Raw genomic sequence first — 22,473 nt, 5'->3', positions numbered from 1 at the left:
GAAGATGCCGCAGCGAACTTGGAAGATGGCAGCAAACCAGTTTGCCATTCTGTTTGGGGAACGCTTCACCAACGCGATTAATTAACTACGAACCGCGACCCCGGCACACAAAATTCCTGACAGGTCCTGACCCTGTCAGTTTGACCCGCCCGCCATACCCTCGCGAACGCTGCAACCCTGTCGTAAGACCCCTCAAAGCCCAACTCCTTTAAGTCTTCATGAAGCTGTTTCAAAGTGCGCCGCTGCTTGCGTGATTTGGCCGCCTCGGTCTTTAGCATCCCCGATAGCTGGAAAGCGTACTTGTCGATTGCGCTGGGTGAACGCCTGTCCGCGTAGGATGGCTCTATGGTTTCCGAGCGTAGATAGCGCCGGACGGTGTTTCTTGAGATGCCAAGACGTCTGGCGATTTCTCTTAGTGGGACCTGGTCGCGAATGTGCCAGCGTCGAATAATGCCTAGTAATGCCACGTCGATCACTCCAATTCCCCACTCAATGTCATGAGCAGGATTGTGTCTTAAACGTGGGTCAGTTTCGTGTGCAAATTATGCGGCAAAGTGGGTCACTTTTAGATGCAAATCAACACTGCGGATTCAATCCGTTTCGCAATTGGGGTCGACTGAAGCCACATGCAGGCAAGTTGCTGCTCGGGGGTGAGGCTTAGTGTTTTGGTTATCTTCCAGGCGTCGCGAGTGCCGTCAAAAAAGCAGAAAGCCGCTTCAGAGTGGAAGGCCGATTCGGTGCCAGAAAATAAAGCCCTGCAACGTCTATACTTGACCAGGCGTGCGTGATCAGGAAATACAGATTTGACATATCGTAGATCTGCGACCATCAAGGCGAATCGTTGGTTGGTGCTGTAGTCTCGAGGGGCAAGTGATGATGTCGCATCCACGGCGCAACCCGCCGCCTTGTCAGTTCCTCCGACAACAGGAACCAGAACACGCGGCTTGCCGTTGCGGTCGCTGGCTTACTGCTGGCAAAGACCGCCCGGTGTCTCTGGATCAGGTCGTCGACGCGAAGCTGTGCAATACGTCGGCGACCAGTGCCGTTTCGCGGCTGGTGATGTCCCTCGCAAGGAATTTTCCGATACGAGGGTAGATGTCTACGTTCAACATGCGGCGCACCTCCTCCGGTTTCTTGAATTGCTTTTCGATGACGCGGGTTAGCCATTCGTCGCCAAGCTGTTCGACCGTCAAGGCGGCCTTGAGCGCTTGTTGTTTTGTAGCGGGTCGATGCCGCTGGCGAGCGTCTTTCGCGCTTCAAGATGCCGCTCACGCGCATCAGCCAGAGTAAGCTCAGGGTACCTGTGAGACGTCCGAACGAAGAAGCAGGCGCGATGCCCGCTATTGCTGTTTCGCAGAGTAGAGCGAGGAGCAAGGCTGCAATTCGCATGTGGATACGGTCGGGGGAGGACAATTGATTGTATCGATCGGCAGGGGAGAGAAATCTATCGAATTGTCTCATCGCGCATAAGTCTATCGACTACCGCCCCCTACGCTAAAGATCCCAAAGATAAATCCAAAATAGTAAAAAAATCCTGTATTCGGCTTTCCAATAATTTCAATATCTTTGAACAAGTCCACGCCAATACAAGACGCAAGCCACGAAATGATATTGGCCGCAAGGGACAATGGGAAGATCATCCCGTGCCAAAGACCAGAGAAGAATCCATATGGATCGTCTATTGATGCGGCCGTGTAATGCTTGGCGCATCCAGCCAGTGCTGAAAGAATGAGGATTGTCGCGATCGTCTTAAATTTTATGTGCCGCATGTCTATGAGCATTCTGTTTTAACGAAGTCATCTGCAATTCTAAATAAATTGCATGTTTGAATGATCACAGATTGTCACGGTTGGTCGCGGGCACAAAAAAGCCCGCACAGGGCGGGCTAAAAATAGTGATTAATTACCAACCGTGTGCGTCAAGGCAAGATCGATACTTATCAAGATCAACTGCAACAATTAACCGATTGGGGCGATTAGCTACGGTACCATGGTCACAAAACACTGTTAGTTCAAAAACGGTGTTGGCTTGATCTGTGGTGCGACCTCGCTTATCTGTAATTTTTTGGGGAATAATCTGTTTGGCGTGCAGAGTGTGCCGGCGCCGCAGGAGCGGGTTTGGATCAATGCTCCTGCGGTTCCCGTGCCTGCAGTGACGGGCGAGGACTTCGATGAAGGCTACGTTGCTTTCGATGGGCAGGAAAGCAGCAATGCCGAACAGCAGCAGGACTTTGCCATTTTCTCGCGTCATTACGTACCCGAACACACAAGCAACCGCGGACCGGATGGGAGCAGACTGACGCATGAGGAGGCGCCGGAGCAAGTGGCCGCGCGTCTGGCGAGCTTTGGCAAACGTCAGGTCGCCAAGACCAATCATGGCCAGATCCTGCGCTATGGCGCCGCCGTAGGCGAGGATAGGCTGGTCGAGAAAGTGATCAGTTACGATCTCACCGTCGGGCAGGGTTATGCTTTTGGCGATGCAGATTACTGGCAGTATCTGCTTGATCTGGCGGACTGGAAACGGAGTGACCCGTATTACCTGACCGGCGTGCTCCCGGCTGCCGGTGCGCCACCGGCAGGGCTGGATACGTCCACGCTAGCCGGCAGATCGACCCGATAGCGTTCAGGTGATGTCGGCCGGAGCTTGCGGCAGCAACTCCAGCAAAGCCCGCAGCTGCGGCGTCATGGCATCGCGCCGCCATACCAGCCAGGTATCGAGCCAGCGCCAGTCCTCGGCCACCGGCCAGATGCTGACTTGCTCGTGACCGGGCATGCTCTCCAGCATTTTGCGCGGCATCATCGCCAGTCCGCCCCCTGCGATCACGCAGGCCAGCATGCTGTGATAGGACTCCATTTCATAAATCTTGCCCGGAACAGACTGTCCGGCGCGGAACCATTCCTCGAAATGCCTGCGGTAGCTGCAATGGCTGCGGAAGGCATACAGATTGCGTCCGGCCAGTTCGCTGGCGCTGGTGAACACGGGCTGGGATCGCGGTGCGATGATCAGCATTTCTTCCCGATACACGGCGCGGCCTTCCAGTGCCGGATGCAGCAGCGGTGCGTTGACGAAAGCAGCCATGCAGTGGCCGGACAGCACCTGCTCCAGCATCTGTCCCGAGGCGCCGGTAGTGAGGTCGAGCTGGATGTGCGGATAGCGCTGGTGGAACTCTGCCAGTAGCGGCGGTATGCGCACGGCGGCACTACTCTCCATCGATCCCAGCGTCAGCGTACCGAGCGCGCCGCCGCCACTGACAGCCTGCCTCGCCTCTGCCACCAGTGCCAGTATCTGGCGGCTGTATTCCAGCAGGCTGTGGCCGGACGGCGCCAGTTGCAGGCGCTGATTGCTGCGGATGAACAGCTGCACACCGAGGTCTTCTTCCAGCTGGCGCAGGCGGGTGGTGACGTTGGAGGGCACGCGGTGCAAACGCTGGGCGGCACCGGCCACGCTGCCGCATTCAGCCACGGCTTGAAAAATTTCCAGTTCAGATAGTTTCATATTCTCAATATATGAATGGTTGCTGCATAATTATTCACTTTTTTATCGACTCGTGCCACGTTAAGCTGTAGCTTGTTGATGGCAGCTGTTTGTCATCTGTCTGATTTGCAGGAGTTATATGGCCCACCCGTCGCCTCTGATCGAACGCAGCGTTCCGTGGCTGTTCGTCTTCCTGTGGAGCACGGGGTATGTGGCGGTCAAAGCCTGCGTACAGTATGCGCCGCCGTTCAAGCTGCTGCTGTGGCGCGGCGGGCTGTCGGCGCTGGTGTTTCTGGCACTGGCGCTGGTCTGCCGCGTACGCTTTCCTTCGCCGCGCGGCATGCGTCAGGCCCTGCTGACCGGCCTGCTGATGCAGACTCTGTTTCTGGGCGGCTGCTTCTTTGCTATGAGCCGTGGTCTGCCTGCGGCGGTGACGGCGCTCATCACCGGCCTGCAGCCCGTGCTCACCGCACTGTATGTGAGCACGGCACACCAGCAGCGGCTGGGTGGGCGGGTCTGGCTGGGCATCGCCGTGGGGTTTGCCGGGGTATATCTGGTGCTGGCGCCGGGCTTGCAGCCGGGCGGGCTCGATGGCTGGGCCATCCTGGCGGCCTGCATTGCCCTGCTGGCAGTGACCACCGGCACGCTTTATCAGAAGCAGCTGCCTGCCGATGGCCATGTGTTTGCCAGTACTTTCTTCCAGTATGTGGCGGTTAGCGTGGTGATGGGGCTGGTGTGTCTGTTTGATCACTCCGCGCCTGTGCAATGGCAGGGCACATTCGTGTTCGGTTTGCTGTGGATGGTGCTGGGCGTATCGGTCACGGCCGTGCTATTGCTGATCTATCTGATCAGGCGTGGCGAGGCTACGCGGGTTGCCACTTACTTCTATCTGGTGCCAGTGGTGACGGCCGTGCTGGGCTGGCTGCTGTTCGGCAGCACACTGAGCAGCGCAACGCTGGCCGGCATGGCGCTGGCCGTACTGGGCATGCTGCTGGTGTTGCGGCCGGCGCGGGCTGCCGCTCAGGCGGCGCCGTAGCGGCCCGGCACGTGGTTGATGGCCAGTGTCAGGTTCAGCACGGCGGCGCCCAGCAGGGAAATGGCGATGCGGTCGATCGGCACTATGGACAGTGACAGCAGCACGATGGCGCCGTCGATGGTCAGCTGCATATAGCCTGCACGCCAGCCCATGCGCTCCTGCAGGAACAGCACCAGCACATTCACCCCGCCCAGACTGGCGCGGTGGCGGAACAGGATCAGCAGGCCCACGCCTGCCAGCAGGCCGCCCATCACCGCCGAATAGAACGGGTTCACGTCGCCGATCTTGAACACCAGCGGCAGCAGCTCCGACCATGCGCTCAGCAAGCCCACCGAGAGGAAGGTCTTGAGCGTGAATACTCGCCCCATTTTCTTGTAGGCGAGGAGGTAGAACGGCAGGTTCACCAGAAAGAACAGCTTGCCGAAAGAAACGCCGGTGAAGTACTTGAGCAGAATGGCGATACCCACCGTACCGCCGGTAATCAGGTTGGCGGTGCCGAGCAGGTTGACGCCCAGCGAAATGAGCAGGGTGCCGGTAACGAGTGCCTGAGCATCGTCGAACAGGGAGTGTTGGCTGACTGGAAGCGTAGATTGCATAGTGGCGCGATCATATAAGCGATGGCGGGTCGGACGCATTGACCTAAATCAAGAAAAACGCTGAGTTTTCTTGATCGAAAACAGATATTTCTGACAATGTTGGTGTTGATTTCCATCAATTTTTTGCAGGAAAGCAACAGTGTTACATGTCAATATCGACTTTGCGCAAGTGCAGGCGTAGGATCAAAACGTTGCAGCAGCGGGGATCCCGCGCTTGCTACTGCTAGATTTCATTCTATTCATTTCACAAAAAGGAAGCCTCATGAAACGTTTCGCCATTGCTGCAATCAGTCTGCTGTCGGTCACGCTGCCCGCGTTCGCCGCCGACAAAATGGCCACTCTGGATCCTAAGGTCCCATGCTCGATCGAGTATCCGAAAGCCTCGCTGATGAATGAAGAAAAAGGCACCGTGGTGCTGGGCCTGAAACTGTCGCCGGAGGGCAAAGTGCTGGAATCGAAAGTGAATAAATCGAGCGGCTTCAAAAATCTGGACAAAGCTGCCGAGAAAAGCATCACCAAATGCAAATTCGTCTCGCCAGGCGGCGATCAGTGGCAGACGCTGGAATACGTCTGGAAACTGGATTAATCTGCTTGCAGCAGTATGATACGGACCGGGTTCCGTACTTACAGGGCGGCCGCTATGGCCGCCTTTGTTTTTTCTGCCGCACACTCCTGACAAAAACTGTCAGAGCGATTTCTTACTATATGCACAAGCAACACCGCGGTGGTGTGCATCTCTAGGAGTAGGAAAATGTTTAGCCCTGATTATGCTCTGTTGTATGTGGAAGATCCGATCGCCAGCGCCGCCTTCTATGCCGGCCTGCTGGGCCAGCAGCCGGTGGATACGGCACCGACGTTTTCCCTGTTCATGCTGGAAAACGGCCTGAAGTTCGGCCTGTGGGCGCGCAAGTCCGTCCTGCCGATGGCGCTGGGCGCTGGTGGCGGCAGCGAGCTGTGCATCCGTGTCGAGGACCGGGCCGAGGTGGACCGTCTGCATGGGCTGTGGGCCGGGCAGGGCGTGGCGATTGCCCAGCGCCCGGTAGCGCTGGACTTCGGCTACACCTTTGTAGCGCTGGACCGCGATGGCCACCGTCTGCGCGTATTCGTGCGCGAAGGCGATTAAGCTGCCGCCCGCAGGCTGCAACTGGCGGGCGCGTGCTAAATCCGGTTGACACTTAAATTCTAGCGATGCTATAGTCGGCGGCATGAATTGGTAACGTTTCCAATTCCGTTCGATGTACCCCTAGTCTCTTCGCACGAAGTTACCGGCGCTGTGGACGGCGCCGGTTTTTTTTGCCAGAACAGGGCGGGCATCGTAGTATCGCGTTTTACCCCGAATGAGCAATGCTGGCGCCGACCGGCATGCAAGGAGACCGGATGACCAAATACCGTATGGGCAGCGTAGCCGTAGCGATGGCGGCGCTGACGCTGGCAACGGGCGCGCAAGCGGCCGGGCCGAAAGCCGAAGTAATGCACTGGTGGACTTCCAGCAGCGAGTCTGCCGCCGTGCGCAAATTTGCCGATGCCTATCGCGCGGCTGGCGGCGTGTGGGTCGATACCGCCATTGCCGGTGCCGATCAGGCCAAGGCCGTGGCCATCAACCGCATCGTCGGCGGCAATCCGCCTACGGCGGCGCAATTCAATACCACCAAACAGTTCCGCGACCTGATCGATCAGGGTTCGCTGAATAATGTCGATGATGTCGCGCTGCGCGACAAATGGGATCAGCTGCTGCCCGGCCCCATGCTCGATGTGATCAAGGTGAAGGGGCATTATTATGCGCTGCCCGTCAACATCCATATGTCCACTTGGATCTGGTATTCCAAGGCCGCCTTCAAGAAAGCCGGCATCACCAAGGAGCCGGCCACCCCGGACGAACTGTTTGCCGCACTCGATAAACTCAAGGCCGCAGGGCTGATCGGTCTGGCCCACGGTGGTCAGGCCTGGCAGGAGAACATCCTGTTCCAGGCCATGCTGGCCAATGTGGGCGGCAAGGAACTGTATCTGAAAGTGCTGCGCGACCGTGATCCGAAAGCGCTCAACTCGGAAGCCTTCAGACAGGTGCTGGTGGCGTTCAAACGCCTGCAAAGCTATGTCGATCCCGGCTCGCCTAACCGCAACTGGAACGACGCTACGGCCATGCTGATCAGCGGTAAAGCCGGGGTACAGATTATGGGCGACTGGGCTAAGGGCGAGTTCTCGGCAGCGCGCCAGAGCCCCGGCAAGGACTTTGGCTGCATTCCCGGGCTGGGACCGCAAGCGCCGTATCTGATACAGGGCGACGCTTTCGTGTTTCCTAAAACGGCCAATGCCGATACCGTCAAAGCGCAAAAGCTGCTGGCGACCACGCTGATGGCGCCGGCCGCCCAGCTGGAATTCAGCAAGCTGAAAGGCTCGCTGCCGGTGCGTAGCGATATCGATGTGTCGTCGATGGATGCCTGTGCGCAGGCCGGCATGGCAGCCATGAAGGACAAGGCGCGGCAGGTCGGCATGATCGAGGTGTATATCACGCCGGACCAGAATGGCGCGCTGCAGGATGTGCTGACGGCGTTCTGGAACACCCGCATGCCGGTGGAAAAAGCCCAGAAGAGCATCGCTGCGGCGCTGCTGCAGGACTAGGCGGGAATGACCGGCCATGATTGCTTGTCATGGCGGCAGACCATGCGGTATGCTTGCCGCCGCATAGACTGATAGCACAGGGGAACTGGTGGCAACCATTAAAGACGTAGCCCGCCTGGCGGGAGTAGGGCTGGGCACGGCGTCGCGGGTGATCAGCGGTAAGGGCTCGGTATCGCCGGCCACGCTGGAAAAAGTGCGCAAGGCCATCGAGGAACTGGATTTTCGCCCCTCGCACGCGGCGCGTACTCTGCTGTCCGGTAATTCGCAGATGATAGGGGTCTACATACCCTATCTGAGCGGGACGTTCTATACGCCGATACTGCAGTCGATCTACACGGCGCTGCGTGCCGCAGGGCTGAATATGGTGGTAGCGTTCGGTGTGGGCGAGGGCGATGCGCGCCAGCAGGCGATAGAAGGGATGAACTTTCTGATCGAACGGGGTAGCGATGGTCTGATCGTGATGACCAACTCGCTGGAAGAGGAAGACTTTGCCGCACTGGGGCCGTTTCAGGCGCGCGTGGTAGTGATCAACCACGCATTTGCCAGCATCGCCGAGCAGTGCTTCACGGTGGACCATGAAGCGGGCGGACGGCTGGCTGCACGAACCTTGCTGGCACAGCAGCACCGCAAGATAGCCGTGATCGCCGGCCGCGCTGCGGCCGCCGATAATCAGGCGCGGATTGCCGGCTTTATGGCGGAACTGGAAGCGGCAGGTATCGCTCCGGCCTCCGTGTGGATGGAAGACGGCGATTTTTCGCCGGAAGGTGGCTGGGCTTGCGCCGAGCGTCTGCTCAAGTCGGACTATGAATTTACCGCGCTGTTCTGCGCCAATGATGAAATGGCGGTCGGAGCCCTGTCGTGCTTCCAGCAGGCCGGGGTGGCAGTGCCGCAGCAGGTGTCAGTGCTCGGTTATGATGATACGCATAGCGCGGAATTTACCGCGCCCCGTCTGACCAGCGTGCATATACCTTGGAGCGAGATGACGCTGAACGGACTGAATTTTCTGCTGAACCGTTGCTACGATATGCACCGGCCAGTAGAACGGCAGTACCAGTTGCATGTGGCCGAGCGGGCATCGCTGGCCACGGCGCGCCAGCCCTGAGCCGTCAGGGCGTGCAGGTAGGAGACGGGGAAAGGGCAGTTTGATGTGCCCTTTTTTCAGAGTGTTATTGGAAACGATTCCATCCGAAGGAGTAGGCCATGTTCACCAAGCGTTTGCTAGGAGTTGCCAGTCTGCTGGCGGCTTTGCTGCCGGCCGTAGCCGCATGGGCTCAGCCGCTGCCCATGCTGCACACGCAAGGCGGGCGCTGGCTCGATGCGGCGGACCAGCCGGTGGCACTGCGGGGCGTCAACTTCGGCAACTACCTGATGCAGGAGTTCTGGATGATGGGGCAGGGCAGCGCCGGCATCGATGACCAGTGCAAGCTGGAGGCGGTGCTGGACCGGCGTTTCGGCTATGCCGAGCGCGAACGGCTGTATCGCCTGTTCCGCGATAACTGGATCACCGAACGTGACTGGAACATGCTGCCGCAGCTCAAACTCAATCTGGTGCGCCTGCCCTTCATCTACAGCGTGGTAGAAGACGAACAGCATCCCTACCAGCTGCGTGCCGACGCATGGCACTATCTGGATCAGGCCATCGATCAGGCCGAGCAGCGCGGCATCTATGTGGTGCTCGATCTGCACGGTGCAGTCGGCAGTCAGGGCTGGGAGCACCACAGCGGCTGCGCCGGAAAAAATCTGTACTGGACTACGCCCGAGTACCAGCAGCGCACCATCTGGCTGTGGCAGCAGATTGCTGCGCGCTACAAGGACAGAGGCGCCGTGGCCGGCTACAGCATCCTCAATGAACCATGGGGCACCACGGCGGAAAATCTGGCCAGTGTCATGGGCACGCTGTACAGCGCCATCCGCGCGGTGGACACTAACCACGTCATCATCCTGCCCGGTCATAACAGCGGCTTCGACGCTTACGGCAAACCGGCCGAGCATGGGCAGCAGAATGTCGCCATCGAGATGCATCCCTATCCCGGCCACTTCGGCTGGGGCAAGCCCGGGCTGCAGGTGCACCGCGACTGGCTGGAATGCGGCAGCGACGGCAAGAGCGGCGTGTGCGCATGGCAGCGCAAGCTGGCCGAGATCGATGCAGCCTTCTTTGTGGGCGAGTTCCAGCCCTGGGCTGGGCTGGGGCCAGAGCTGGGCGGCCAGATCATGCGCGTCAGTTACGACGCCTACACGGCCCAGGGCTGGGCTGCTACGGCCTGGGCCTACAAGCTGGTTTCCCATCAGGGCGGGCAGGGCAACGGTACGTGGGGACTGGTGTCCAACGCCCGCAGCGCAAAAATTCCATCCCTCGATTTCAGCACGGCCTCGCTGAGCGAAATCGAAAATCTGTTCCGCCAGTTTGGCAGTGTGCCGTATGAAGTGATTCCGGGTGCACAGCAATGGATGAATGCTGCCGTACCGCCTACACCATTCAATAAGAAAAAATGAAGACACCGATATTCAAGAATCTGCCGGTAGCGATCCGGCGCGCCGACTTTGCGGACGATTTCGTCTGGGGCGTCTCGACCTCGTCCTATCAGATCGAAGGCGCTGCTACGCTCGATGGCCGTGTGCCATCGATCTGGGATACCTTTAGCACCACGCCGGGCAAGGTGCGCGATGGCAGTACGGGCGCGGAGGCTTGCGACCACTACCACCGCTGGGAGGAAGACCTGGATCTGGCGCAGTCCATGGGGCTGAACGCTTACCGTTTCTCGATTGCGTGGCCGCGCATTTTTAATGGTGTCGACGCTGCGCCCAATGCCAGAGGGCTGGAGTTCTACTCGAAGCTGGTGGACGGCATGCTGGCACGCGGGCTGCAACCCTGGTGCACGCTGTACCACTGGGACTTGCCGCAGTACCTGCAGGATCAGGGCGGCTGGGAAAACCGCGCCACCATAGCCGCCTATCTGCAATTTGTCGAAGTCGTAACGCGCCATCTCGGCGGCCGTGTGCGCCACTGGATCACGCACAATGAGCCGTGGTGCACGGCCATGCATGGCAACTGGGATGGCATGCATGCACCGGGCAAGCGCAGTCTGCCGCTGGCGCTGCAGGTGTGCCATCACGTGATGGTGTCGCATGGCCGCGCCGTGGCGCTGATTCGTGCACAGGTGCCGGATGCGCAGGTGGGAATTGCACTGAGCCTGCATCCTATCAGGGCGGCCAGCGACAGCGCGGCCGATCAGGCGGCCGTGCAGCGCCATGATGGACTGCGCAACCGCTGGTTCCTTGATCCGCTGTATGGCCGGGGCTATCCGCAGCAGGTGCTGGAACTGGTGGGCGACGATGCACCGCGTATCGAAGCGGGCGATATGGACGCCATTGCCACCCCGCTGGATTTCCTCGGCGTGAACTACTACTTCCCCGAGGTGGTGCGTGATGCACCGGAACAGTATCCGCTACGCAGCGAGATCGTGCATCTGGCAGGGCGCGAGCGCACCGCATTCGGCTGGGAAGTGGCGCCGCAAGGCATGGTGGAACTACTTCAGCGCATCGAGCGCGACTATCCCACCGGCCCGCTGTATGTAACGGAAAACGGTTCGACCTACGAAGATCACGTCAGTGCCGACGGCAGCATAGCCGACGTGCAGCGGCGCGATTATCTGATCCGGCATCTGGCGGCGATGCGCGACGCGATTGCTGCCGGCGCCAATATCCACGGCTATTTCGCTTGGAGTTTGCTGGACAATTTTGAATGGGCAGAAGGCTATCTGCGCCGCTTCGGCCTGACCTATATCGACTACGCCACGCAGGAGCGCACGCTCAAGCACAGCGGCCACTGGTACAGCGCTTTTCTGCACGGCGCACAAAACTAAATCTAACAAGGGGACAGCAAAACCATGAACACCACACCACACAACTATCTGATGCGCCGTGCCGTGCTGGCCGCCACGCTGGCTTTGGGCGCCGCTACTGTTACCGCTACCGCCGCCAGTGGCAGCGCAGCACTCAAGGACTGGCCGCACATCACCAGCGCCGTCAAGCAGGACAAGGCGATGGAAGCGCGCATTGCGCAGATCGTGGCTGGCATGACGCTGGCGCAAAAGGTCGGCCAGATCACCCAGCCGGAAATCAAATTCATTACGCCCGCACAGGTGCGCGAGTACTACATCGGTTCGGTGCTTAATGGCGGCGGCAGCTGGCCGGATGGGAACAAGTATGCAACGGCGGCGGACTGGGTGAAGCTGGCGGACGCCTATTACGACGCGTCGATGAGTACCGATATGAAGGTGCAGGTTCCCGTCATCTGGGGGATCGATGCGATGCACGGCAACAGCAATATGTATGGCGCCACGCTGTTCCCGCACAACATCGGCCTTGGCGCGGCGCGCGATAAAAAGCTGGTAGGCGACATGGCGCAGGCCGTGGCCAAGGCCGTGCGTGCCACCGGCATAGACTGGGTGTTCGCGCCCACGCTGGCCGTGGTACGCGATGACCGCTGGGGCCGCACTTACGAGAGCTTCTCGGAAGATCCGGCCATCGTCAAAGACTATGCCGCGGCTTATGTGCGGGGCCTGCAGGGCGACCTGAAATCGGATAACACCGTGGTGGCGACGGCCAAGCACTTTGTGGGCGACGGTGGTACGGCGGAAGGCAAGGACCGTGGCATCAACCGTTCCAGCAAGGCAGACATGATCAACATCCACGCGCAGGGCTACTATCCGGCACTGCAGGCTGGCGTGCAGACGGTGATGGCTTCCTTCAATAGCTGGAACGATGTCGAGGGCGGCGTCGACTACGGCAAAATGCACGGCAGTAAAGCTCTGCTGACCGATGCGCTGAAAATCAAAATGGGTTTTGATGGCCTGATCGTCAGCGACTGGAATGCGATCGATGAAGTACCGGGTTGCACGGTTGACAGCTGCCCTGCGTCCATCAATGCCGGCGTGGATATGGTGATGGTGCCCGAGCACTGGAAATCCTTCATCGCCAACACCATCGCACAGGTGGAAAAGGGCCAGATTCCCATGTCCCGTATCGACGATGCCGTGACCCGCATCCTGCGCGTGAAACTGCGCGCAGGTCTGTTCGATGGCAAGAAGCCGTCGCAGAATGCCTACGCCGGCAAGCAGGAAGCGCTGCAGGCGCGTGCACTAGCGCGACAGGCTGTGCGTGAATCACTGGTACTGCTGAAAAATAACGGCGGCGTGCTGCCGCTGGCGCGCGGCAAGAAAGTACTGGTGGTGGGCAAGAGCGCCGACAATCTGGCCAACCAGTCGGGCGGCTGGTCGCTGACTTGGCAAGGCACGGATAACAAGAATTCCGACTATCCGGTCAGCGACAGCATCCTCGCCGGCATACAGGATGCCGTGGGCAAGGCCAACGTCATCTTCAGTGAAAACGCCGCCGGAGTCGATGTGTCGCAGTTCGATGCCGTGATCGCCGTGATAGGCGAAACCCCGTATGCGGAAGGCGATGGCGATATCGGCCCATCGGGCACGCTGCGCCTGTCCGGCCGCCATCCGGAAGATCTGGCCGTGCTGCAGGCGGTGGCAGGCAAAGGCAAGCCGGTGGTGACGGTGCTGATGTCGGGCCGTCCGATGTATGTGAACGACCTGCTCAACCTGTCGGACAGTTTTGTGGCCGCGTGGCTGCCGGGTACCGAGGGCAAGGGTGTTGCGGACGTGCTGTTCCGCAAAGCCGATGGCAAGGTCAATGCCGACTTCCGCGGCAAGCTGTCGTTCTCGTGGCCGAAATCGGCCTGCCAGTCGCCGCTCAATGTAGGCGACGCCAGGTATGACCCGCTGTTCAAATATGGCTATGGCCTGAACTACCAGAGCAAAACCAGCCTGTCGCAACTCGATGCCAGCTATCCGGCTGGCGGCTGCGGCAAGACCACGGCCATGCCTATCTACGCACCGGCTGACCGTTCCACCTACGCCCTGTACGTTAGCAGTGCCGGCCAGCGCGTGGCGCTGGGTGCGGACCTGAACAGCGTATTCAATCTGCCTACCGTGAAAGTGGAGACGGCGCAGGTGAACACCCAGCAGGATGCCAAGCGTCTGACCTGGAGCGGCCCGGCCAGACTGGAAGCGCAGGCTGCCAAAGCGTCGCCGTTGCCGGCCTATGCGAGTCAGGATGCCGCCTTGCAGTTCGACGTGATCGTAGCCGCTGCACCGCAAGGCAAAGTGGCGGTAGGTGTGGATGGCACGGAGCTCGATGCCAGCGCCATCTTCCAGCGGCTGGCGGGCAAGGAAAAGCAGACGGTGAAAATGCCGCTGGCCTGTTTCAGCGCCCGCGGTGCGGCGCTGTCGGCCATCAGCGTGCCGTTCAGCGTCGCCGCCGATGCTGCCTTCAGTGCCAGCTTTGCCAATGTACAGATCGTCGGCGGTGCGGCAAAAGATGCCGATGCACTCAAGTGCGGCGATTTCAAATAATCAGACGGAGACTAACTCATATGGAACACCATTCCCACGGCATGCCGCTGCGCGGCGAGCTGGCGCAGGGAGCCAGCAATACCGGCCCGCTCGTCATTGTCACCCTCCTGTTCTTCATGTGGGGCTTGCTGACCTCGCTCAACGACGTGCTGATTCCGCACCTGAAAGCCGTGTACACGCTCAGCTATGTGCAAGCCATGCTGGTGCAGTTCTGCTTTTTCGGCGCCTACTTCATCGTCTCCATCCCGGCCGGCATGCTGATTAAGAAAATCGGCTACCAGCACGGTGCGGTGGCAGGACTGACCATCGCCGCTGCCGGCTGCGCGCTGTTCTATCCGGCCGCCACCAGCGGCTATACCCTGTTCCTGATTGCCTTCTTCGTACTGGCAGGCGGCATCACCATTCTGCAGGTGGCGGCCAATCCCTACGTGACGGTGCTGGGTGACGCCCAGACGGCATCGAGCCGCCTGACGCTGACGCAGGCCTTCAACTCGCTGGGCACCACGGTAGCACCGACTCTGGGCGGCATGCTGATACTGGCAGGCGGCGTGATGAGTGCGGAAGATCTGGCCAAACAGAGCAGCGAACAGTTGGCCGTTTACCACGCGGCGCAGGCTGCGTCGGTGCAGGGGCCGTATCTGGTGCTGGCAGCGGCCTTGCTGCTGCTGGCAGTGCTGTTTGCCATGGCGCGCCTGCCCAAGATTGTGGATGGCGCAGAAGCCAGCACCGGCGGCTGGGGGCAAGTGCTGCAGCAGCGCCATCTGGTGCTGGGCGCGATTGCCATCTTCCTCTACGTGGGCGGTGAAGTCAGCATCGGCAGCTTCCTGATCAACTTCCTCGGCGATGCCAAAGTGGCGGGCCTTGCGCCTGCCGATGCGGCGCCATTCGTCAGCTACTACTGGGGGGGCGCCATGGTTGGCCGCTTCATCGGCTTTGCTGCCATGCGCTACATCAGCCCCGGCAAGGCGCTGGCCTTCAACGCGGCTGCCGTGATCGTGCTGGTCCTGCTGGGCATTTTCGGTAGCGGCCATGTCGCCATGTGGGCCATGCTGGCAGTGGGCCTGTTCAACTCCATCATGTTCCCGACCATCTTCTCGATGGCGCTCAATAAACTGGGCCCGCTGACGGGGCAGGGCTCCGGCCTGCTGTGCATGGCGATAGTGGGCGGTGCGCTGGTGCCGTTTGCGCAAGGGCTGCTGGCCGATAGCATCAGCCTGCAGACTTCCTTCATGGTGCCTGCGGCCTGCTATACCTTCATCCTCTACTTCGGTCTGAAGTACGCCAATATGTACACGGAAGAGTAAATGCACTCTATTCGATTACTTTTTTGATCTGGCGCATGGAAACCGTGCTTTAGAGTGCTGCCTCGCAATTTTGGCTTGTGCAGCGCACTATCATGACACTCTATTTTTATGATTTTTCATACAAGAGGGTAGTGTCATGAGTGATTCCATCAAAGCATATCTGGTCGGCGGCGGTATCGGTAACCTTGCCGCTGCGGCCTTCATGATCCGCGATGCCGGCGTGCCGGGCAGCGCAATTACCATCTTCGAAGCGTCGCCTCTGTCGGGCGGCAGTCTGGATGGCGGCGGCAATGCGGACACAGGCTACACCCTGCGCGGCGGCCGCATGCTCACCACCGATAACTACGAGTGCACCTGGGATCTGTTCAAGAGCATTCCGTCGCTCGAACATGCGGGCCAGAGCGTGTATAACGAAACCATCGCTTTCAACGAGATGCACAAATCGCACTCGAAAGCGCGGCTGGTGGACCGCAACCGCTTCCGCCTGAATGTGTCGTCGATGGGCTTCAATATGCACGAGCGCGCCGAACTGATGGCGCTGGCCGAAGCCGATGAAGAAAAGCTCGGCAACACCGCCATCACCGACTGGCTGTCGCCGGAATTCTTCGAGACCAAATTCTGGTATATGTGGGCCACCACCTTTGCCTTCCAGCCGTGGCACAGCGCAGTGGAATTCAAGCGCTATCTGCATCGCTTCATGATGGAGTTCTCGCGTATCGAAACGCTGGCCGGTGTGAAACGCACCGTCTACAACCAGTACGATTCGCTGGTGCGTCCGCTGCAGCACTGGCTGCAGGAGCAGGGAGTGCGCGTGGTCCACAACTGCAAGGTGGAAGATATCGAGCTGGATGAAGATGGCGGCAATACCGTTGTCGAACGCCTGCGCTGCATCCGTGATGGCGTGGCTGAAACCATCGAAGTACGCCCGCAGGATCTGGTGTTCTTCCAGAATGGCTCGATGACGGACGCCTCCAGCTTCGGCACTATGCACAGCGCGCCGCCGAAATTCGATAAGCGCGACAGCCAGGGCTGGGCGCTGTGGGAAAAGCTGGCGGTGGACCGCCCCCAGTTCGGTAATCCTGCTACCTTCAATACCAGTATCCCGGAATCGTGGTGGGAGTCGTTCACCGTGACGCTGAAAAATCCGGCCTTCTTCGACAAGATGGAGCAGTTCACCGGCAATACCGACGGTACGGGCGGGCTGGTGACGTTCAAGGATTCCAGCTGGCTGATGTCGGTGGTGCTGGCGCACCAGCCGCACTTTGCCGGCCAGCCGGAAGGCGTGCAGGTGTTCTGGGGCTATGCCCTGCATCCTGATCGCGTGGGTAACTTCGTCGCCAAGCCTATGGCTGACTGTAGCGGCGAAGAGATACTGCGCGAACTGTGCGGCCACCTCAACTTCGATATGGAGATCATGGCCAAGGCCAACTGCATCCCTTGCCGCATGCCTTACATCACCAGCATGTTTATGCCGCGCTTCAAGAGCGACCGTCCGCTGCCGGTGCCGAGCAACTCGCGCAATCTGGCCTTCGTCAGCCAGTTTGTCGAGATAGCGGAAGATGTAGTGTTCACGGTCGAGTATTCGGTGCGCGCCGCGCAGATGGCCGTGTATGAATTGCTGGGCGTGAAACGCCCCGTGCCGCCAGTCAGCCATTACGACAAATCGCTGAAAGTGAAGCTGGAAACGCTGGTCAAAGCCTTCCGCTAGAACCGCACAACGGGGTCAGTGAGAACAAGCGGGCATGGCGCCCCTTGCTCTCACTGCCCCCGTTAGTGCGGGTGGCCGCTTACAGGAAGCGGTCGAGTATCTTCTTGCTGTGCTTGTCCAGTTCGCGCAGGTCGCGCACCAGGAAGTGGATGCCGTGTATGTCCGAGATCAAGAGCGTGTCCACGGTCAGGCGGCGGATGTCCTCTTCGCCGCGCAGCACGAATTCGGTTTCGCCGCGATCGGTCGTCACCGTCCACGTGCAGGGCGTGGCATAGCTGCTCACACTGTGAATGCGGCTAATCTCCGGCATGAACTCCCGTCCGGCCAGCTCTTCGCGCACTAATGCACCGGCCTGCGCATCGAGGTCTTCGATGCGGTCTATCCAGGCTACTTCCTTGCCGTCCGTGTTAACCAGCGAGATGCCGTCTTCCGGTGCCTGCACGGGGAAAGCACGCACCGGTGCTACGCCTTCGTGCACATCGCCTTCCGGCGTGGTCAGTATCAGCTTGCCGTAGCTATTGCGCGTCAGTTTGAATTGTGTCGTCATGAGTCGGTTCTCTGCTTATTCTTCGGCCAGGGTGGCGGCATTGCGCGCTTGCGCCTGATACAGGCGGTAGTAGGCGCCTTCCAGTGCCATCAGCTCGTCGTGCGGACCTTCTTCCACTACTTCGCCGCGATCGAGCACGATCAGGCGGTCGGCCTTCTGCAGCGTGGAGAGGCGGTGGGCAATCGCAATGGTGGTGCGGCCCTGTACCAGATTCTCCAGTGCGCGCTGGATTTCTTTTTCCGTTTCCGAGTCCACCGAAGCGGTGGCTTCATCCAGTATCAGTATCTTGGGATCGATCAGCAGGGCGCGGGCAATCGAGATACGCTGGCGTTCACCACCCGACAGACCCTGCCCCCGTTCGCCCACCATCGAATCGTAGCCCTGCGGCAGACGCAGGATGAATTCGTGCGCGTGCGCGGCGCGGGCGGCTGCGATGATCTCGGCGCGGGTAGCATCCGGTTTGCCGTAGGCCAGATTCTCGGCGATGGTGCCGAAGAACAGGAAGGGCTCCTGCAGCACCAGACCGATGTTGCGGCGGTAGTCCGACACGGCAAAGGAACGGATGTCCACGCCGTCGAGCATGATGGCGCCTTCGGCCACGTCGTAGAAGCGGCAGATCAGGTTGACCAGGGTGGATTTGCCGGAACCGGAGTGGCCCACCAGACCGACCATTTCGCCAGCCTTGATATTGAGGTTGATGCTGCGGTTGACGGCGCGGTTACCGTAGCGGAAGCCCACTTCGCGCAGGGTGATATTGCCTTCCACCTTGTCCAGCTTTACAGGGTGGGCCGGTTCCGGCACCGAGGAAACGTGGTCGAGGATGTCGAAGATGCGCTTGGCGGCCGAGGCCGATTTCTGCGTGACGGAGACGATGCGGCTCATCGAATCGAGACGGCCGTAGAAGCGGCTCGAATACGAAATGAACAGGCTGAGCACACCCACCGTGATGTGGCCTTTGGAGACTTGATAGATGCCGAACACCCAGATCACCAGCAGACCGATCTCGGTCAGGAAGGACACGGTAGGCGAGAACAGCGACCAGATCTTGTTGAGCTTATCGTTGACGGCCAGATTGTGCTTGTTGGCAGTGCGGAAGCGGTTGGCTTCGCGGTCTTCCTGGGCAAAGGCTTTCACCACGCGGATGCCGGGAATGGTATCGGCCAGCACGTTGGTGACCTCGCCCCACACGCGGTCGATTTTCTCGAAGCCGGTACGCAGACGGTCGCGCACCACGTGGATGATCCACGCAATGAAAGGCAGCGGCAGCAGGGTAATCGCCGCCATCCACGGATCGATGGTGAACAGGATCACGCCCGTCATGATGATCATCAGGCAGTCGGAGGCAAAGTCCAGCAGGTGCAGCGACAGGAATACGCAGATACGGTCACTCTCGCTGCCGATACGCGACATCAGGTCACCCGTACGTTTGCCGCCGAAGTATTCGAGCGACAGCTTGAGCAGGTGCTCGTAGGTGGTAGTGCGCAGGTCGGCGCCGATACGCTCCGACACCAGCGCCAGTACATAGGTTTTACCCCAGCCCAGTATCCACGCGAGGACGGCGGAGCCCAGCAGGCCGGACATGTACAGCGTGACCAGATTGGTATCGACCGGCTGGCCGTTCTGGTAAGGGATCAGCACATTGTCCATCAGCGGACGGGTCAGATACGGTGGAATCATGTGCGCGCTGGTGCTGAGCAGCATCAGGGTAAAGCCCAGCGCCAGCTGCCAGCGGTACGGACTGGCGAAGCGCCACAGGCGGAACAGGGTCCACGTCGACGGCGGCGTGTACACCACCTTGGTGCAGATCGGGCACTCTTCCTGTTCCGGCTCCAGCGGCGCCTTGCAGCTAGGGCAGACGTTGGCCTCTTCGCGCACCACCGGCAGGCCGGTGGCGTGGCTGTCGAGGTGGGCTTCGAACTGTTCGACCAGACGGATAGCCTGCAGATTCTGGCCCAGCGTGAAACGCCATGCGCCGAGGCGGCCCTGGTCGTTGAGCAGTTCGATGTGGCCCACGCCTGCATGGTCGTGGTGCTGCAGTTGCAGCGATTTGGTGAAATGCCAATGTTGCCAATCTTTTTCCCCCGGTGCGCGGGCCAGCAGACGCTGTTCGGTGAGCACCAGCAGGCCTTTGGAAAAACGAAGTTGCGCATCCAGGTCAACCTCCAGGGCACTTACAACGTTTTCCCCTTTGGAAAGTTGTGCCTGTATCTCGGAACGCCAGCGCTCGGGCAGTTCGCTAGCGCTGGCGGCGGAGGAAAGTTGTTCAGTTGTCATTGTGCAGCGTACTCCGGAAGGGAAATTGGCGGGCCTGGGCAAAATATTCACTTTGCCAGCAAGCAGTTGCGGCTGATATAAGTGCGTATTTACGGTATTCTGTCACTTGTAACAGTTTTGACGGAAAACAAGGAAATACCGGTGTTTTGTGCTGGCGGCAAGTATAACGCACAGACATAAACGCCGGAACAGCTTGATGAACTTGATCGAGGCCACGGGTACGACCAAATGCTATTTGGCAGCAAGCAGTAGTTCAGGGGTTAAAATACGGCGCGGGTAGGCCACGGCTGATAACAAAGACACAAGAATAGAAACATGATCAAGAAGAAAGACATCGACATTCTGCGCGTGACGTATCTGCGCGGACCGAATATCTGGACCTATCGTCCGGTGATTGAAGCCTGGCTCGATATCGGTGAACTGGAAAACTTCCCCTCGCATTTGCTCCCCGGTCTGTATGAGCGCCTGACGGCGATCCTGCCGGGTCTGATCGTGCACCGTTGCGGTGTGGGCGAGCATGGCGGTTTCCTCGAACGTCTGCGCGATGGCACCTACGCCGGCCACATCCTCGAACACGTGGTGCTGGAGCTGCAGAATCTGGCCGGCATGAAAACCGGCTTCGGCAAAACCCGCCAGATCGGTGAAGACACGGGTCTGTACAAGATGGCTTTCCGCACCCGTCAGGAACGCGTGGGCCGCGCTGCGCTGGCCGCTGGCCGCGACCTGCTGATGGCGATGATCGAAGACCGTCCGTATGATCTCGACGCCACCGTGGCCGAGCTGACCGATATGGTCGAGCGTCTGTGCCTGGGCCCCAGCACGGGCAACATCGTCGATGCTGCCGGCGTGCGCAGGATTCCCTTCATTCGTCTGACCGACGGCAATCTGGTGCAGCTGGGCCATGGCGCGCGTCAGCGCCGCATCTGGACCGCCGAGACGGAAGACACCAGCGCGATTGCCGAAGGCATCGCCAGCGACAAGGACCTGACCAAATCGCTGCTGGCTTCCTGCGGCGTGCCGGTGCCGGAAGGCGAGCTGGTGACCAGCCGCGAAGCGGCGGCCGAAGCAGCCCAGGATATCGGCATGCCCGTCGCTGTGAAACCCTACGACGGCAACCATGGCCGCGGCGTTTCGCTCAACCTGAATACGCCGGAAGAAGTGGCCGCAGCCTATGACGTGGCGGCACTGCGCGGCGGCAGCAAGAACGTGATCGTCGAGCGTTTCATTCCCGGCGACGAACACCGCCTGCTGGTAGTGGGCAAACGCATGGTGGCAGCGGCTGCCGGCGAATCGCTGTGGGTGACGGGCGACGGCAAATCGAACATCGTCGAACTGTGCAACCTGCAGATCAACATCGATCCGCGCCGCGGCGAAACGGAAGACCACCCGCTGGGTCTGGTCACGCCCGAGCATAGCCCGGAAATCCTGCTGGAACTGGAACGCCAGAATCTGACCGTGCAGTCGGTACCGGCTGCCGGTTTCAAGGTGCTGATCCAGCCGAACGGCAATGTAGCGATCGACGTCACCGACAAAGTACACCCGCAGGTAGCGGCCATGGCCACGCTGGCAGCACGCGTGGTGGGCCTCGACATCGCCGGTATCGATCTGGTGGCCAGCGACATTACCCGTCCGCTGGAAGAGCAGGGCGGCGCCATCATCGAAGTCAATGCCAGCCCGGGCCTGCTGGCTCACCTGAAACCTGCCGTGGGCGAACCGCGCAACGTGGGCGAAGCCATCGTCGATCACCTGTTTGCGCCGGAACTCGATGGCCGCATGCCTATCGTCGGCATCGCCGGCAAGCATGGCACCACCATGACGGCCCGTATCATCGCCTGGCTGCTGCAGATCAGCGGCAAGAAGACTGGCCTGAGCTGCGCCGAAGGCCTGTTCGTCAATGGCCGTCTGCTGCCGCGCGACGGCCTGACCGACTGGGAAACGGGCGAGCGCATGCTGCTCAACAAGAGCGTGGAAGCCGGTGTGTTCGAAGCCAGCGCCCGCATGATCCTGAGCGAAGGTCTGGCCTACGACAAGTGCGCCGTGGGCGTGGTCACCGACGTCAGCGATTTCGAAGATGTCAGCGATTTCTATATCGATAGCGCCGACAAGCTGTACAACGTGCTGCGCACGCAGGTCGATGTGATCCTGCCGAGCGGCGCTGCGGTGCTCAATGCCGCCGACGAACAGGTGGTCGAAATGGCCGAACTGTGCGACGGCGCAGTGATTTTCTATGGCGTGGACGAGCATCTGGCCGCCATCGCTGCCCATCGTCAGGAAGCGGGCCGCGTGGTGTTCCAGCGGGCCGACCGCATCGTGCTGGGCGAGGGCAGTGTGGACGTGGCGACCTTGCCGCTGTCGCCACTGGTACCGCCGGAAGCCGTGCTGGCGGCGATTGCTGCCGCATGGGCGCTGGGCCTGACGCCGGATCTGATCGGCGCCGGTCTGCGCACCTTCGAGGCGACTCCGAAAAAAACACATCACTGAGAGAACACA

Annotated in this window: 18 protein-coding genes and 1 pseudogene; 12 read left to right on the top strand and 7 right to left on the bottom strand. The window is 60.0% G+C overall.

Annotated features, from left to right (window positions below; all coding sequences use genetic code 11):
- Positions 1–146: 146 nt before the first annotated feature.
- From GTP27_RS02985 to GTP27_RS24240, 3 genes and pseudogenes are all read right to left on the bottom strand, one after another.
- A pseudogene (locus GTP27_RS02985) lies at positions 147–476 on the bottom strand (helix-turn-helix domain-containing protein); the annotation flags it as partial.
- Positions 477–998: 522 nt separating this feature from the next.
- A complete protein-coding gene (locus tag GTP27_RS02980) occupies positions 999–1,193 on the bottom strand; it encodes a hypothetical protein (RefSeq protein WP_161037657.1) in 195 nt (64 codons plus the stop codon).
- A complete protein-coding gene (locus GTP27_RS24240) occupies positions 1,190–1,357 on the bottom strand; it encodes an Arm DNA-binding domain-containing protein (RefSeq protein WP_202416528.1) in 168 nt (55 codons plus the stop codon). Before GTP27_RS24240 ends, GTP27_RS02980 begins: the two co-directional genes overlap by 4 nt.
- A 707-nt stretch (positions 1,358–2,064) precedes the next feature.
- On the opposite strand from GTP27_RS24240, the gene GTP27_RS02970 reads away from it, so the two are divergent.
- Positions 2,065–2,619 carry an effector protein Tle3 domain-containing protein gene (locus tag GTP27_RS02970; RefSeq protein WP_161037656.1) on the top strand — a complete coding sequence of 185 codons (555 nt, stop codon included), beginning with the start codon at positions 2,065–2,067 and terminating at the stop codon, positions 2,617–2,619.
- 3 nt (positions 2,620–2,622) lie between these two features.
- On the opposite strand, the gene ptrR is transcribed toward GTP27_RS02970, so the two are convergent.
- Positions 2,623–3,495, bottom strand: a complete 873-nt coding sequence (gene ptrR, locus GTP27_RS02965; protein WP_161037655.1) for a putrescine utilization regulator PtrR — start codon at positions 3,493–3,495, stop codon at positions 2,623–2,625.
- A gap of 118 nt (positions 3,496–3,613) precedes the next feature.
- Between ptrR and GTP27_RS02960 the strand changes: the two genes are divergently transcribed.
- Positions 3,614–4,510 carry a DMT family transporter gene (locus GTP27_RS02960; protein WP_161037654.1) on the top strand — a complete coding sequence of 299 codons (897 nt, stop codon included), beginning with the start codon at positions 3,614–3,616 and terminating at the stop codon, positions 4,508–4,510.
- On the opposite strand, the gene GTP27_RS02955 is transcribed toward GTP27_RS02960, so the two are convergent.
- The gene (locus tag GTP27_RS02955; RefSeq protein WP_161037653.1) at positions 4,495–5,106 is read right to left on the bottom strand and encodes a YitT family protein; all 612 of its coding nucleotides are present in this window, start codon (positions 5,104–5,106) and stop codon (positions 4,495–4,497) included. The genes GTP27_RS02960 and GTP27_RS02955 overlap by 16 nt on opposite strands.
- Before the next feature lie 262 nt (positions 5,107–5,368).
- Here GTP27_RS02955 and GTP27_RS02950 point away from each other — a divergent pair, with 262 nt between their 5' ends.
- The 9 genes from GTP27_RS02950 (at position 5,369) to GTP27_RS02910 (ending at position 17,162) form a co-directional block, all read left to right on the top strand.
- The gene (locus GTP27_RS02950; RefSeq protein ID WP_155433441.1) at positions 5,369–5,692 is read left to right on the top strand and encodes a TonB family protein; all 324 of its coding nucleotides are present in this window, start codon (positions 5,369–5,371) and stop codon (positions 5,690–5,692) included.
- A gap of 165 nt (positions 5,693–5,857) precedes the next feature.
- Positions 5,858–6,229, top strand: coding sequence for a VOC family protein (locus GTP27_RS02945; protein WP_161037652.1), 372 nt, complete (start codon positions 5,858–5,860; stop codon positions 6,227–6,229).
- Positions 6,230–6,483: 254 nt separating this feature from the next.
- On the top strand, positions 6,484–7,725 hold the full coding sequence (locus GTP27_RS02940; protein WP_161037651.1) for an ABC transporter substrate-binding protein: 1,242 nt from the start codon (positions 6,484–6,486) through the stop codon (positions 7,723–7,725).
- An 88-nt stretch (positions 7,726–7,813) separates the two neighbouring features.
- Positions 7,814–8,827 (top strand): LacI family DNA-binding transcriptional regulator, encoded by a 1,014-nt coding sequence (locus GTP27_RS02935; protein WP_161037650.1) that lies wholly within the window; start codon positions 7,814–7,816, stop codon positions 8,825–8,827.
- 98 nt (positions 8,828–8,925) lie between these two features.
- Positions 8,926–10,218: a glycoside hydrolase family 5 protein gene (locus GTP27_RS02930; protein ID WP_161037649.1), complete on the top strand. Its 1,293-nt coding sequence runs from the start codon at positions 8,926–8,928 to the stop codon at positions 10,216–10,218.
- On the top strand, positions 10,215–11,588 hold the full coding sequence (locus GTP27_RS02925) for a GH1 family beta-glucosidase (protein ID WP_161037648.1): 1,374 nt from the start codon (positions 10,215–10,217) through the stop codon (positions 11,586–11,588). Before GTP27_RS02930 ends, GTP27_RS02925 begins: the two co-directional genes overlap by 4 nt.
- A gap of 24 nt (positions 11,589–11,612) precedes the next feature.
- Positions 11,613–14,150: a glycoside hydrolase family 3 protein gene (locus GTP27_RS02920; RefSeq protein ID WP_161037647.1), complete on the top strand. Its 2,538-nt coding sequence runs from the start codon at positions 11,613–11,615 to the stop codon at positions 14,148–14,150.
- A gap of 20 nt (positions 14,151–14,170) precedes the next feature.
- A complete protein-coding gene (locus GTP27_RS02915; protein ID WP_161037646.1) occupies positions 14,171–15,454 on the top strand; it encodes a sugar MFS transporter in 1,284 nt (427 codons plus the stop codon).
- Positions 15,455–15,590: 136 nt separating this feature from the next.
- Positions 15,591–17,162 carry an oleate hydratase gene (locus GTP27_RS02910; RefSeq protein WP_161037645.1) on the top strand — a complete coding sequence of 524 codons (1,572 nt, stop codon included), beginning with the start codon at positions 15,591–15,593 and terminating at the stop codon, positions 17,160–17,162.
- A gap of 79 nt (positions 17,163–17,241) precedes the next feature.
- Here GTP27_RS02910 and GTP27_RS02905 read toward each other — a convergent pair whose 3' ends face one another.
- Together GTP27_RS02905 and GTP27_RS02900 are read right to left on the bottom strand one after the other, a co-directional pair.
- Complete coding sequence (locus tag GTP27_RS02905) at positions 17,242–17,709, bottom strand: cyanophycin metabolism-associated DUF1854 family protein (protein WP_161037644.1); 468 nt, start codon at positions 17,707–17,709, stop codon at positions 17,242–17,244.
- Between the two features lie 15 nt (positions 17,710–17,724).
- Entirely contained in the window at positions 17,725–19,983 is a 2,259-nt protein-coding gene (locus tag GTP27_RS02900; RefSeq protein WP_161037643.1) for a cyanophycin metabolism-associated ABC transporter, read from the bottom strand.
- A gap of 315 nt (positions 19,984–20,298) precedes the next feature.
- On the opposite strand from GTP27_RS02900, the gene GTP27_RS02895 reads away from it, so the two are divergent.
- A complete protein-coding gene (locus GTP27_RS02895) occupies positions 20,299–22,464 on the top strand; it encodes a cyanophycin synthetase (RefSeq protein ID WP_161037642.1) in 2,166 nt (721 codons plus the stop codon).
- Positions 22,465–22,473 lie beyond the last annotated feature (9 nt).

It is taken from the genome of Duganella qianjiadongensis (assembly GCF_009857915.1).
Classification (GTDB): domain Bacteria; phylum Pseudomonadota; class Gammaproteobacteria; order Burkholderiales; family Burkholderiaceae_D; genus Rugamonas; species Rugamonas qianjiadongensis.
The sequence above is the reverse complement of the archived record's forward strand: the minus strand, read 5'-3'. Positions and strand labels throughout refer to the sequence as shown.

Coding starts and splice junctions, on each gene's coding strand:
- GTP27_RS02905 (WP_161037644.1), bottom strand. CDS start 17,709: ATGACGACACAATTCAAACTGACGCGCAATAGCTACGGCAAGCTGATA.
- GTP27_RS02915 (WP_161037646.1), top strand. CDS start 14,171: ATGGAACACCATTCCCACGGCATGCCGCTGCGCGGCGAGCTGGCGCAG.
- GTP27_RS02955 (WP_161037653.1), bottom strand. CDS start 5,106: ATGCAATCTACGCTTCCAGTCAGCCAACACTCCCTGTTCGACGATGCT.
- ptrR (WP_161037655.1), bottom strand. CDS start 3,495: ATGAAACTATCTGAACTGGAAATTTTTCAAGCCGTGGCTGAATGCGGC.
- GTP27_RS02900 (WP_161037643.1), bottom strand. CDS start 19,983: ATGACAACTGAACAACTTTCCTCCGCCGCCAGCGCTAGCGAACTGCCC.
- GTP27_RS02950 (WP_155433441.1), top strand. CDS start 5,369: ATGAAACGTTTCGCCATTGCTGCAATCAGTCTGCTGTCGGTCACGCTG.
- GTP27_RS02930 (WP_161037649.1), top strand. CDS start 8,926: ATGTTCACCAAGCGTTTGCTAGGAGTTGCCAGTCTGCTGGCGGCTTTG.
- GTP27_RS02925 (WP_161037648.1), top strand. CDS start 10,215: ATGAAGACACCGATATTCAAGAATCTGCCGGTAGCGATCCGGCGCGCC.
- GTP27_RS02910 (WP_161037645.1), top strand. CDS start 15,591: ATGAGTGATTCCATCAAAGCATATCTGGTCGGCGGCGGTATCGGTAAC.
- GTP27_RS02960 (WP_161037654.1), top strand. CDS start 3,614: ATGGCCCACCCGTCGCCTCTGATCGAACGCAGCGTTCCGTGGCTGTTC.
- GTP27_RS02940 (WP_161037651.1), top strand. CDS start 6,484: ATGACCAAATACCGTATGGGCAGCGTAGCCGTAGCGATGGCGGCGCTG.
- GTP27_RS02895 (WP_161037642.1), top strand. CDS start 20,299: ATGATCAAGAAGAAAGACATCGACATTCTGCGCGTGACGTATCTGCGC.
- GTP27_RS02920 (WP_161037647.1), top strand. CDS start 11,613: ATGAACACCACACCACACAACTATCTGATGCGCCGTGCCGTGCTGGCC.
- GTP27_RS02945 (WP_161037652.1), top strand. CDS start 5,858: ATGTTTAGCCCTGATTATGCTCTGTTGTATGTGGAAGATCCGATCGCC.